The following is a 12,501-nucleotide window of genomic DNA, read 5'->3' as shown; positions in this document are numbered from 1 at the left end:
GCTGAGACGTGGGTCATGTCCCGATCGTTACGTGACGCAGGTTCGTCGACGGTGGGCCCAGCGGATTGCTGCCGGCTCGCCAGGCCGTGACGTCGCGGGCCGGCAGCCGACCCGCGAGCCTGTCGGCCGTGGCCGGAAGCGGTCATTAGGCTGACGTTGCAGACCCTGACTCTGACGAGGGAGAACGACCCGCCTTGGCCTCCGCCTCACGCACTGCACAGCCTCGAAACGGCGACTACACCGCGCGTCACCTCCAGGTGCTCGAGGGTCTCGAAGCCGTGCGCAAGCGGCCCGGCATGTACATCGGCTCCACCGACCAGCGCGGCCTGATGCACTGTGTGTGGGAGATCATCGACAACGCCGTCGACGAGGCCCTGGCCGGAGTGTGTACCGACATCGTGGTGATCCTCGGAGCCGACGGGTCGATCGAGGTGCGCGACAACGGTCGCGGCATCCCCGTCGACATCGAGTCGCGCACGGGCCTGTCGGGGGTCGAGGTGGTCTTCACCAAGCTGCACGCCGGCGGCAAGTTCGGGGGTGGCTCCTACGCCGCCACGGGCGGGCTGCACGGCGTGGGGGCCTCAGTCGTCAATGCCCTCTCCGCCCGGCTCGACGTCGCGGTAGACCGGGGAGGCAAGACCTACGGCATGAGCTTCCGACGCGGTGAGCCGGGGCGCTTTCTCGACACCTCGCCCGTCCAGTCACCCGACTCCGAGTTCACGCCGTACCTGACGCGCAGCGAGCTGCCGGTCGTGGGCAAGGCCAGGCGCGGCATCACCGGCACCCGGGTGCGCTTCTGGCCCGACCACCAGATCTTCCTCAAGGATGCCGGTCTCGACTACGAGTCGCTCGCGGCGCGGGCCCGCCAGACCAGCTTCCTCATCCCGGGCCTGAAGCTCGTGCTGCGCGACGAACGCCGGGAGAGCACCGCCCCCGGCGAGGAGTCGCCGCGCGAGGAGGTCTTCCAGCACGACGGCGGCATCAGCGAGTTCGCCGAGTTTCTCGCGCCCGACCCGGCCATCACCGAGGTGTGGCGACTCGAGGGTTCGGGCACCTTCACCGAGACCGTTCCGGTGCTCGACGCCCAGGGCCACATGAGCCCGACCGAGGTCGAACGTGAGTGCGTCGTCGATGTGGCCCTGCGGTGGGGTCAGGGTTACGACGCCCGGGTGCAGTCCTTCGTCAACATCATCGCGACCCCGAAGGGCGGCACCCACGTCGTCGGCTTCGAGCAGTCCCTGCTCAAGGTCTTCCGACGCCAGCTGGAGCTCAACGCCCGTCGCCTCAAGGTCGGCAACGACAAGCCCGAGAAGGACGACGTGCTCGCCGGGCTGACCGCCGTCGTCACCGTGCGCCTGGCGGAGCCGCAGTTCGAAGGTCAGACCAAGGAGGTGCTCGGCACCAATGCGGTGCGTGCCATCGTCGCCAAGGTCGTCGAACAGCAGCTCACCGCCCGGCTGACCTCGACCAAGCGGGGCGAGAAGTCACAGTCGGCCCTGCTGCTCGAGAAGGTCGTCTCCGAGATGAAGTCGCGCATCAGCGCGCGGCTGCACAAGGAGACCCAGCGACGCAAGAACGCCCTCGAGAGTTCGACCCTGCCCACGAAGCTGCGTGACTGCCGCACCAGCGACGTCGAGCGCTCCGAGCTGTTCATCGTCGAGGGCGACTCGGCGATGGGCACCGCCAAAGAGGCGCGCAGCTCCGAGTTCCAGGCGCTGCTTCCCATCCGGGGCAAGATCCTCAACGTTCAGAAGGCCTCCGTCTCCGACATGCTGAAGAACGCGGAGTGCGCCTCGATCATCCAGGTCATCGGCGCCGGCTCAGGGCGCAGCTTCGAGCTCGAGGCGGCGCGCTACGGCAAGGTCATCATCATGACCGACGCCGACGTCGACGGCGCGCACATCCGCACCCTGCTGCTCACGCTCTTCTTCCGCTACATGCGCCCCCTCGTCGAGGCCGGGCGGGTCTACGCCGCGATGCCGCCCCTGCACCGGCTCGAGGTGATCAACGCCGGGTCGAAGAAGAACGAGCTGATCTACACCTTCAACGAGCCCGAGATGCGCCGCACCCTGTCGCGGCTGGAGAAGAGCGGCAAGAAGATCAAGCAGCCGATGCAGCGCTACAAGGGCCTCGGTGAGATGGATGCCGACCAGCTGGCCGACACGACCATGGACCCCCGCCACCGCACCCTGCGGCAGGTCACCATGCGTGACCTGGAGGCGGCCGAGCGCGTGTTCGAGCTGCTCATGGGCAACGAGGTCGCTCCCCGCAAGGACTTCATCATCGGCTCGGCGAACGACATCGACCGAGAGCGCATCGACGCCTGAGCGCGGCCGCACGTTTACGATGTGACTCCGTGCCATCGTCCGACGGTCTGCCATCGCTGCTGTCGCTGCCGCGCGGACGATGACGTGATTCGCCGAGAAGGGGCCACATGGTGCAGGGCAACGTGGGTGGGACAGAGACGGACGCTGAGGGTGGCGCCGCGACCCGCGAGATGTACGCGGTCCAGATCCCTGACGGGGCGACCGGCGATGACGGGGCCGCTGCAGCAGCCGGGATCCGGCCCGAGGGCATCAAAAGTACCGAAAGCACCGAAAGCATCGACTCCGATGTTGCCGTCGACACGCTCAACACCCCGGAACACGAGACGGTGCCCGACGGGGCCAGATACCTCGACGCCGACGAGCTCGCCTGGGCCCGTGAGACGGTAGCGGCCATCTCCGGCGCCTTCACGGCCAAGGTGGTCGGGCAGACGCGCCTGCACGAGACACTGCTCATCGCACTGCTGACCGGGGGCCACGTGCTGCTCGAGAGCGTGCCGGGGTTGGCGAAGACCACGGCGGCCCAGACGGTGGCCCAGGCGGTCGGTGGCAGCTTCCATCGCATCCAGTGCACCCCCGACCTGCTGCCCAGCGACATCGTCGGCACCCAGGTCTACAACCAGCACTCGGGCAGCTTCGAGACCCAGCTCGGGCCGGTGCACGCCAACTTCGTGCTGCTCGACGAGATCAACCGCAGCAGCGCCAAGACGCAGTCGGCGATGCTGGAGGCGATGCAGGAGCGCCAGACCTCGATCGGTGACCACAGCTACCCGCTCCCGGTGCCCTTCCTGGTGCTGGCCACCCAGAACCCCATCGAGCAGGAGGGCACCTACCCGTTGCCCGAGGCGCAGATGGACCGCTTCATGCTCAAGGACGTGCTCGACTACCCCTCACCGGCCGAGGAGGCCGAGGTGCTGCGCCGCATCGACGCCGGCATCTTCTCGGTGGCCCCTCAGGCAGTCGTGTCGGTCGAGGACATCAACCGGCTGCAGGCTCTCGCGGGACGGGTCTATATCGACCCCGCCATCGTCAACTACATCGTGGGCATCAGCTACGTCACCCGGCATCCTCGCGACTACATCGAGGCCCGGCTGGCAAACTACGTCGACTTCGGGGCCAGCCCCCGCGCCAGCATCGCGTTCAGCAGCGCGGCCCGGGCTCGTGCGCTCATCGACGGGCGCAACCACGTGGTGCCCGACGACGTGAAGGCGCTCACTCACCGCGTGCTGCGCCACCGGGTCACGCTCGGCTTCGAGGCCGCCGCCGACGAGGTGGCCGTCGAAGCCATCATCGACGCTATGGTGAACGGGATCCGGACCCCCTGACGGGGTTGCCCACCGCTCATGCCGTCACGAGCCAACCCTCCTTCCGTGCCGCCCGTGCCGCCCGGTACGCCACGCCCGGGCGCCGGGCCCACCAGGTCACCGACCACGATGCTGACCCGGGTCAAGAGCAAGCTCTTCGTGCATGCTCGGCGGCGCTCCCGCGGTCTGCTCGAGGGTGAGTACGCGTCGGTCTTCCACGGCCGCAGCCTCGACTACGACGACCTGCGCGACTACGTCATCGGCGACGAGGTGCGCGACATCGACTGGAAGGCGACGGCGCGACACACGCGGCCGCTCGTCAAGCGCTACGTCGCCCACCGCAAGCAGAACCTCATGCTCGTGGTCGACACGGGGCGGGGGATGGCCGCCACGACTCGCAGCGGTGAGCCGAAGAAGGAGGTGGCCATCGCGGCGGCGGGACTGGTCGGTTGGCTGGCGCAGCGCCACGGCGACCTCGTCGGAATGGTGCGGGGCACCGCATCCACGACGACGGCCCACGACCTGCGCGGCACCGAGGCTCACCTCGAGCTGCTCCTACGCGCCATCGACTCCGCCACGTCTCTCGAGAGCGAGCAGAGCAACCTGGCCAGTCAGCTGCGCTGGATCATCCGCAACGTCAGGCGGCGCCTCTTCCTGCTCGTGCTCGCCGACGACCGCGACCTCGACCCGGAGACGGAGGAGCTGCTGCGTCGTCTGCACGTGCAGCACGAGATCCTCTGGATCACCGTTGAGGATGCCGACCCCACCTCGATCGAGGCCGGCCGCACCACGTACGACGTGTCCGACACCCACACGCTGCCGACCCTGGTTCGCCTCGACCCACGGGTTCGCGCTGCCTACGCCGCCGCAGTGGCCCACCGGGTCGAGCACACCACGGCTCTGCTGGGCCGCCGTGGCATCAACCACGCCCGCATCGGGTCGAGCGACGAGGTGGTCGGAGCCGTCTTCGCCCTGCTGGAGAGGCAGCGTCGTGCTCGTCGCTGAGGGTCCGCCGCCGGGTTTCTACGCGCCCGACCCGTATGCCGTCACCTGGCTGTGGGTCGGTATCGCCGGGTTCGCCGCCATCGCGCTCTGGTACGGCTGGGTGTGGTGGTCGACCCGCGAGAAGCCGGTGGTCGTGCCGCCACGCATCACACCCGACCGCCTGAGCCGCCTGCGCAGCGACTACACGCGCCAGATCGAGGTCGTCGTCGCCAGAGTGGAGGCGGGCGAGATCACCGCGCGCCGGGGTCACCAGCAGCTGAGCGTGCTGGTGCGTCACTTCGTGCAGGAGGTCTCCGGCATCCGGGCACCGACGATGACCCTGACCGACCTGCACGCGTCCGGTGGGCGGCTCACCCCGGTCTCCGCGGTCGTCGCGCAGCTGTATCCCGGCGAGTTCGCGCCGGCGGAGGGGACCACGCTGCTGGGCGCGGCCGCCCAGGCGACGGCGGTGGTGGCCCGATGGACCTGAGATCACCCGGCACCCTCGTCGTGGCCACCATCCTCGCCCTCGTCGGCGGCTACCTCGTCTATCGACGGCTCTCTCGCAGCGCTCGCCGTTCGGGCGCCGCCGTGGCCAACTCGCAGGCCCTGACCCGGTTGCCCGAGTACCAGCACGCACTGCGCACGCACCGGATCCGGCTGGTGGTGCTGGCGGTCAGTGCCTGTCTGCTCGGCGGCGCGGCCATCGTCGGCGCGGCCCGACCGCTCGACACGACCATCGACAAGCCGCAGAGCCGCAGCCGCGACATCATGCTCTGTCTCGACATCTCGGGCTCGATGGCCTCCTTCGACGCACAGCTGGTGAAGACCTTCAAGACGCTGGTGACCAAGTTCGAGGGCGAGCGCATCGGCATGGTGATCTTCAACTCGTCGGCGGCCACCGTCTTTCCGCTCACCGACGACTACGACTACATCAACGACGAGCTCGACTCCGCCGAGAAGGCCCTGGGCGGCGACTCCGACTACGACTCGTTCTTCGCGGGCACCTTCAACGGCCGCGGCACCTCACTGATCGGTGACGGCCTGGCCACCTGCGCGAGCAGCTTCGACCGTATCGACACCCAACGGGCCCGCTCGATCGTGTTCGCCACCGACAACCACCTGGCCGGGCGACCACTCATCGACCTCGACGAGGCCGGCCAGCTGGCCACGTCGAAGGGCGTGCGCGTCTATGGGCTGAACCCCGAGGAGGACGGAGCCGACCGCGAGGCCGGCGCCATGCGCACGGTCGTCACCTCGACGGGCGGACGGTACTTCGCCCTGAGGGACGAGAGCGCCGTCACCACGATCGTGGATGCCGTGCAGGCGCAGGAGGCGAGCATCATCGAGTCGGCTGCGCGTGCGCTCTACACCGATGCCCCCACCGTTCCCATCGCGCTGGCCGGTCTGGGCCTGGTCGGGGTCATCGGCGCGAGTCGCAGGTGGTCGTCATGAGCTTCCTCCCCATCGTCGCCTGGCCCGTGCTGGTCGTGCTCGTGCTCGCCGGCCTCGTTGCCGTGTGGTGGAACCCGTCGTCGAGAACCATGGGCGGAGAGTCACGACCGACGCACTGGCGACTCACGGCAGCAGTCGTGCTGCTCGGCGTGGCCGCGCTGCGCCCGGGCCTGCCCGGCGACGAGGTGGACACCACGGCGGCCAACCTCAACGTCTACTTCGTCGTCGACACCACGAGCAGCATCATCGCCGAGGACTGGGGTGACGAGCAGCCCCGGGTGGCGGGCGTGCGGCGCGATATCGACGCGATAGCGGCCGCCCTGCCGGGAGCCCGCTACTCGGTGGTCACCTTTGACCAGTCGACCCGGGTGCGTCTGCCGCTCACCACCGACACCACGGCCCTGGCCTCGGTGACCGAGACCCTGCTGCCCGAGCCGACCGAGTACTCCCGGGGCTCGTCGGTCACCGAGGCGAACGACCGGCTGCGCACGCTGCTTGAGCAGGCCAGCCAACGCACGCCCGACCGCGGCCGGGTCGTCTACTACCTCGGCGACGGTGAGCAGACGGCACAGGGCGAGCCGCCGCCGTTCACCATCCCGGCCGGCCTGGTGAACGGCGGCGCAGTGCTGGGCTACGGCACCACCGAGGGCGGCCGGATGAAGGCGACCCGGGCGCGGTTCGAGTCGTCGGGGGAGTACATCCAGGACCCCGCGACCGGCGAGGACGCCCGCTCGGTGATCAGCGAGAGCACCCTGCGCACCATCGCCGACCAGCTCGGGGTCGGCTACCTGCACCGCGAGGCCGGCGCCGACATCGGCCCGGCCGTCGACGGCATCGACCTGGCTCGCTACGGCAGCAGCACCGAGATCGAGGCCCGCAAGGTGCGTTCGCGTCACGAGCTCTACTGGCCGCTGCTACTCGGGGTGGGCGCCATCGCCGTCTGGGAGGCCGGTGCCGGGCTCGCCGCACTTGCTCAGACCCGTCGCCGCAAGGAGGTCTCACCGTGAGCACCACGGTCACGCCACCTCACGCGAACCCCGCCAACCCTCCCGAGCCCAGCGACCTGACAGCCGCCGGTCAGACCGACCCGCCACTCAACAGCAGAGGCTCTCGGTTCTGGAGGCGCCGTCGCAGCCGTCACCCGTTGCCCGCCCGTCTTCGGGCCCGGCGCCGGCGCCTGCTGCTCGCCTCCCTCCCCTTCGTGGTGCTGCTCGCCTTCGTCGCTACCCGGCTGGTCACGCTGAACCTGGTGCACAACCAGACCCTGGCCGCCTACCAGGCCGGAGACCGGGCTGCCACCCAGACCTGGGGCGAGCGGCAAGGGTGGGTGAACATCGTCGAACAGTTCCGTTCACCGTTCGCCATCGGCGACGCCCATGCCCTCGCCGGCCAGTTCGAAGCGGCCCGGCCGTGGTTCGAGCAGGCGTTCGAGCAGGTGCCCAAGGGCGGCATCGACGACTGCAAGGTGCGAGTCAACCTCGGCCTGACCTATGAGGCCCTGGGCGACGCCGCCAAGGCCAGCGAGCGCACCGCCGAGTGGAAGCAGTTCTACGACAAGGGCATCAAGATCACGCAGGAGCGGCCGAAGCTCTGCGATGCGCCAGAAGGCGGTCAGACCGGCCAGCAGCTTCAGCAGGCAGAGCAGCGCATGGAGAGCAAGAACCAGGAAGAGCAACCGCAGCCCGCCGACCCGCAGCCGGCCGACCCGGCGAAGCCGGCCGACCCCCAGCCGACCCCAGACCCGGGCAAGACTCCGAGCGAGGAGAAGCAGGACCTGCTCAAGCAGCAGCAGCAGCGCAACACGACGGAGCGCAACCAGCAGCAGGACAACGACGACCGCACCCTTCCCGACGGTGCTGACGGCAGCGGGGTGGCCAAGCCCTGGTGATCGCGGGCCGACCGGGGTGGAGGTCGGGACTCGGTGTCAAACTTGCCCGCGTCAGGGGTGCCCGCGTCAGGGTGCCGTGACCATCCGGGCTTGGTGCTCAATGACGGGAATGGCCGCCTTGCCGCAGGAACCGGGCCGCACCGGACCGCTGGCGACCCGCTCGACGCGCACCACCCAGTGCCGACCGTCAGCGTGGGTGACCTCGACGTGGAACCCGTCGGCGTGCGACAGAGGGGCCGACGCCGAGAGGGCGTCGAGACGGGTCTCACCCAGGTGAGCGCGAACGAACGCCTCGGCGCACTGGGCCGCCGGCGGCATCCCCGAACGGCCGCGGTCGTGCAGGGGGCCGAGGAGCGCGGCGGGGGTGTTCCCGCTCAGGCTGGCGTCGAGCACCCACCGCGTCGACTCCTCGTCGATGCGCGCGTAGTTCTGGCCCCACGGCAACAGCACCGCGGTCGGTGCGAAGCGGTGACCACCGGTGTGCGAGACCTCCCACACCCGGGTCGGGGCCTCGCGATGCGCCGCGGCGGCGATCGGCCGCCCGCGCACGGCGCAACACACGTCGCGACGGCCGTTGGTGCACACCAGCAACGCCGGCTCAGCGGGCTCGGCGCCGGGCAACGAGGCACCGACCCGTGCGCTGTCGCCCAGGGTCAGCGCCTCCCAGTCGAGTGCGAGCAGCTGGTTCGGGTTGGCGACCATCCCGCTGAGCAGCCAAGCGTCCCGAGGGTGTCCACCGGCGAAGGCGACGAGCGCGTGTCGAGGAAGGTGATCGGCGGGGTGGCCGCCAGGGCGACGGATGAGCATGAAACGGCCACCGGCTCTGGTGCAGCGTGACTCGAGCTCGGCTCCGAGCGTGGGATCGAGGCGCGACTGTCGGGCGGCCTGCGGCCCCCAGGGGCCACCCTGCTCGATGAGCACGAAGAACCGGGCGGGAGCCGCCGTGCCGTAGGCGCTCGTGCCGTCGGCGTCGGAGAGCACCGAGCAGGCCGTGTCGGCCGGCTGACCGTGGCCCGCGGTGGACGGGTGCGCGTCGAACCAGGGCGGGGCGGCATCCGAGCTCGTCAGGTCGTTGGGGTCGTTGGGGTCGTTGGGGTCGTTGGGGTCGACCGACCCTGTCGGCGCCGCCGGGTCCGTTCGTCGGCTCACTGCGGCGGTTCCGTCGTGGGCGCCTCCGAGGGCGGCCCTGACGGCGGCCCTGACGGCGGCCCTGACGATGAGTCTGACGGTGACTCTGACCGGGCGCCGACGATGCGGGCGATCACTGGCGCGAAGGGCAGGCCCGAACCGTCGCGGCGACCGTTCGCCTCGGGCAGCTCGATGGCCACCCCGTTCGCAGCCGCGGCGCGCACCGGGGTGTTGCCCGCGAACGCGACGACGAGCTGGTCCTCGCCCTTGAGGAAGCGGTGGCACCGCACCCCGCCCGTGGAGCGGCCCTTCGGCGGGTACTCGCCGTACGGGGTGACCTTGAGTGACCCGCCCTCGGTGCCCGGCAAGGCAGCCGACGACCCGGCCGAGGTCACGACGACGCCGTCGCGGGCGCCGTCGACCACGCCGAACCAGGCGACCGTGGCGCCGGGCGAGAGCTTGATGCCGGCCATCCCACCTGCGCTGCGGCCCTGCGGACGCACCGCGTCGGCCGGGAACCGGAGCAGCTGGGCGTCGCTGGTGATGAACACCAGGTCGAGGCCCGCGCTGTCGGCGACGGCGGCCCCCACCACCCGGTCGCCGGGGCGCAGCCCGATGACCTCCCACTCGCCGCCCTTGGGCGCGTCGGGGGTGACCCGCTTGACGACCCCGGATGCCGTGCCGAGCGCGATGACCGGAGCCTGCTCGCCGACCGCGAGGATCGTCACCGGCTCCTCGCCCTTGGCCAGGTCGACATAGGCCGCCAGCGGAGCACCACCGGAAAGGCTCGGGGCCCCGTTGGTCGGCGGCAGGGTGGGCAGGTCAAGGGCCGAGAGGCGCACCATGCGCCCGGCACTGGTGACCAGCCCGAAGTCGCCGCGGGCAGAGGTGAGCACGGCGCCCACGATCGCGTCGTGTTTCGACCGGGCGCCCTCAGTGGGAACGGGCTCGCCGCCGCCGGTGCGGGCGAGCAGGCCGGTCGAGCTGAGCAGCACCCAGCACGGGTCGTCGGCCACCTCGAGCGGGGCGGCCGTGGCCGACTTCGCCGTCGCCCCAGACCCCTCGAGCAGCACCGTGCGCCGCGGCGTGCCGTGCTTCTTCGCCACCTCGGCCAGCTCGGTCGACACCAGCCTCGAGAGCAGGCGCTCGCTGCCCAGCAGGGCCCGGAGCTCTTCGATGGCCCGCTCGAGCTCGGACTTCTCGGTCTCGAGCTCGATGAGCGAGAACTTCGTGAGCCGGCGCAGCTGCAGCTCGAGAATGTAGTTCGCCTGCAGCTCGGTCAGGTCGAAGACGTCCATGAGGCGCTCGCGGGCGATCGCGGTGTCGTCGGAGCCGCGGATGACCTGGATGACCTCGTCGATGTCGACGATGGCGACGAGCAGCCCCTCGACGAGGTGCAACCGCTCCTCGCGGCGCCGGAGCCGGTCGGCGGTGCGGCGACGCACGACCTCGGTGCGGAAGTCGACGTAGACCGTGAGCAGCTCTTTGAGGCCCATCGTGCGGGGCTGGCCGTCGACGAGCGCCACGTTGTTGATGCCGAAGTTCTCTTCCATCGGCGTCTGTCGGTAGAGCTGCTCGAGCACGGCGTCGGGGTTGAAGCCGTTCTTGATCTCGATGACGAGGCGCAGCCCATGCTGGCGGTCGGAGAGGTCTTTGAGGTCGCTGATGCCCGTCAGCTTCTTGGCCTGCACCAGGTCGCGGATCTTCTCGATGACCTTCTCGGGACCGACGAGGTAGGGCAGCTCGGTGACGACGATGCCCTTGCGACGCGGGGTGATCGACTCGATGCGGGTCGTGGCGCGGGTGCGGAAGCTGCCCCGACCGGTGAGGTAGGCGTCGCGGATGCCTTCCAGCCCGACGATGCGCCCGCCGCACGGCAGGTCGGGGCCCGGCACGAACTTCATCAGGTCTTCGAGCGAGCAGGTCGGGTTGCTGATCAGGTGTCGGGCGGCGCCGATGACCTCGACGAGGTTGTGGGGGGCCATGTTGGTCGCCATGCCGACCGCGATTCCGGCCGCCCCGTTGACGAGCAGGTTCGGGTAGGCCGCCGGGAGCACTCCCGGCTGCAGCTGCGTGTCGTCGTAGTTGGGCACGAAGTCGACGGTGTTCTCGTCGAGTGAGCCGACCATGAGCAGGGCCGCCGACGCCATCCGCGCCTCGGTGTAGCGGGCGGCCGCAGGGCCGTCGTCGAGGGAGCCGAAGTTGCCGTGGCCGTCGATGAGCGGCAGCCGCAGGGTGAACGGCTGGGCCATCCGCACCAGCGCGTCGTAGATCGCCGTGTCGCCGTGCGGGTGGTACTTGCCCATGACCTCGCCGACGACCCGTTGGCTCTTCACGTGGCCCCGTTCAGGCCGCAGCCCGAGCTCGTTCGCGCCGTACAGGATCCGACGTTGCACCGGCTTCAGACCGTCGCGGGCGTCGGGTAGGGCGCGGGAGTAGATGACGCTGTAGGAGTACTCGAGGAAGGCGTTGCTCATCTCCTCCTCGACGTCGATACCGACGATCTTCTCCTCGAAGTCACCAGGAGGAGGTGGGGGTGGCGTGCGTCGGGCCATGCCGGGTGGTGCTCCTTGGGTGATCGGGGGGCGTGGTGATGCGAGGCTGGGCGCCTCATCCTCTCAAAGCGTCGCGATCAGCCCTGGGCTGCCACGCCGAACCGGCCCCAGTGCGCCACCTCACGCCCGTCGCGACGGTGCCGCTTCAGGCTCGGGCTCTTGGGCCCGGGCAGCGCGTAGCCGAGCGAGACCACGCCAACGATGGAGCGGTCAGCAGGGATCGCGAAGGCGCCGTGCACTGCGGCGCGACGGTCGGTCTCCACACCGAAGAACAACCCGCCCAGGCCCTCGTCGACGGCGGTGAGCAGGATGAGCAGCGAGGCCATGCCGGTGTCGACGTGCCAGTAGGGCACTGGCCAACGAGCCTCGTCGCGGTCGGCGAAGCCCTTGTCGGGGGCCGCGTACCGGTCGAGGTAGGCGTTCTTGTGCGAGAGACAGACGACGAGCACCGGGGCCGACTGGATGCCGCTGAGCCACGCGTCGGGCTCGTCGCCCTCCGCGGTGGTGGCGGCCCAGAACAGGTCACGTTCGGGCTGCGTGCGGAGCACGAGGAAGTCCCAGCCCTGGCTGAAGCCCGCGCTGGGGGCGCGAACGGCGTTGGCCAAGCAATGCTCGATGACCTCCCTGGGCACCGCACGGTCGGGGTCGTAGCGACGGATCATGCGGCGACGGCGAACCACTTCTGAGAACTCCACACCGCCACCCTCCCACCACGCCCGGCTTCGGTGGACACCCGGGAGAGCTGGTGGGGCCGGCTGTCCCGCGGAAGTCGGACCGTGGCGGGTTTTGGGTGCTGGTGGGGCCGGCAGTCCCGCAGGAGTCGGACCGTGGCGGGGTTCGGGTGGCTGGACGCCCCGGTGGGC

10 protein-coding genes are annotated in these 12,501 nt (G+C 70.2%); 7 read left to right on the top strand and 3 right to left on the bottom strand.

The window, feature by feature from the left end:
- Window positions 1-194 precede the first annotated feature (194 nt).
- From BA895_RS14920 to BA895_RS23985, 7 genes are all read left to right on the top strand, one after another.
- On the top strand, window positions 195-2,327 hold the full coding sequence (locus BA895_RS14920) for a type IIA DNA topoisomerase subunit B (RefSeq protein ID WP_070192693.1): 2,133 nt from the start codon (window positions 195-197) through the stop codon (window positions 2,325-2,327).
- A 107-nt stretch (window positions 2,328-2,434) separates the two neighbouring features.
- Window positions 2,435-3,649 carry a MoxR family ATPase gene (locus BA895_RS14915; protein WP_254666490.1) on the top strand — a complete coding sequence of 405 codons (1,215 nt, stop codon included), beginning with the start codon at window positions 2,435-2,437 and terminating at the stop codon, window positions 3,647-3,649.
- Between the two features lie 45 nt (window positions 3,650-3,694).
- Complete coding sequence (locus BA895_RS14910; RefSeq protein ID WP_254666489.1) at window positions 3,695-4,633, top strand: DUF58 domain-containing protein; 939 nt, start codon at window positions 3,695-3,697, stop codon at window positions 4,631-4,633.
- Entirely contained in the window at window positions 4,620-5,102 is a 483-nt protein-coding gene (locus tag BA895_RS14905; RefSeq protein WP_070192691.1) for a hypothetical protein, read from the top strand. The genes BA895_RS14910 and BA895_RS14905 overlap by 14 nt, the downstream gene beginning before the upstream one ends.
- Entirely contained in the window at window positions 5,093-6,067 is a 975-nt protein-coding gene (locus BA895_RS14900; protein WP_070192690.1) for a VWA domain-containing protein, read from the top strand. The genes BA895_RS14905 and BA895_RS14900 overlap by 10 nt, the downstream gene beginning before the upstream one ends.
- The gene (locus BA895_RS14895; protein WP_083283407.1) at window positions 6,064-7,074 is read left to right on the top strand and encodes a vWA domain-containing protein; all 1,011 of its coding nucleotides are present in this window, start codon (window positions 6,064-6,066) and stop codon (window positions 7,072-7,074) included. Before BA895_RS14900 ends, BA895_RS14895 begins: the two co-directional genes overlap by 4 nt.
- A complete protein-coding gene (locus tag BA895_RS23985) occupies window positions 7,071-7,955 on the top strand; it encodes a tetratricopeptide repeat protein (protein ID WP_070192689.1) in 885 nt (294 codons plus the stop codon). The genes BA895_RS14895 and BA895_RS23985 overlap by 4 nt, the downstream gene beginning before the upstream one ends.
- Before the next feature lie 66 nt (window positions 7,956-8,021).
- On the opposite strand, the gene BA895_RS14885 is transcribed toward BA895_RS23985, so the two are convergent.
- The 3 genes from BA895_RS14885 to BA895_RS14875 form a co-directional block, all read right to left on the bottom strand.
- Complete coding sequence (locus BA895_RS14885) at window positions 8,022-9,104, bottom strand: sucrase ferredoxin (protein WP_254666488.1); 1,083 nt, start codon at window positions 9,102-9,104, stop codon at window positions 8,022-8,024.
- On the bottom strand, window positions 9,101-11,638 hold the full coding sequence (locus tag BA895_RS14880) for a DNA topoisomerase (ATP-hydrolyzing) subunit A (protein ID WP_083283397.1): 2,538 nt from the start codon (window positions 11,636-11,638) through the stop codon (window positions 9,101-9,103). Before BA895_RS14880 ends, BA895_RS14885 begins: the two co-directional genes overlap by 4 nt.
- A 77-nt stretch (window positions 11,639-11,715) precedes the next feature.
- Window positions 11,716-12,333: a nitroreductase family protein gene (locus tag BA895_RS14875; RefSeq protein WP_083283396.1), complete on the bottom strand. Its 618-nt coding sequence runs from the start codon at window positions 12,331-12,333 to the stop codon at window positions 11,716-11,718.
- Between the last annotated feature and the right edge of the window lie 168 nt (window positions 12,334-12,501).

It is taken from the genome of Humibacillus sp. DSM 29435 (genome assembly GCF_001758225.1).
In the GTDB taxonomy this organism is placed as follows: domain Bacteria; phylum Actinomycetota; class Actinomycetes; order Actinomycetales; family Dermatophilaceae; genus DSM-29435.
The sequence above is the reverse complement of the archived record's forward strand: the minus strand, read 5'-3'. Positions and strand labels throughout refer to the sequence as shown.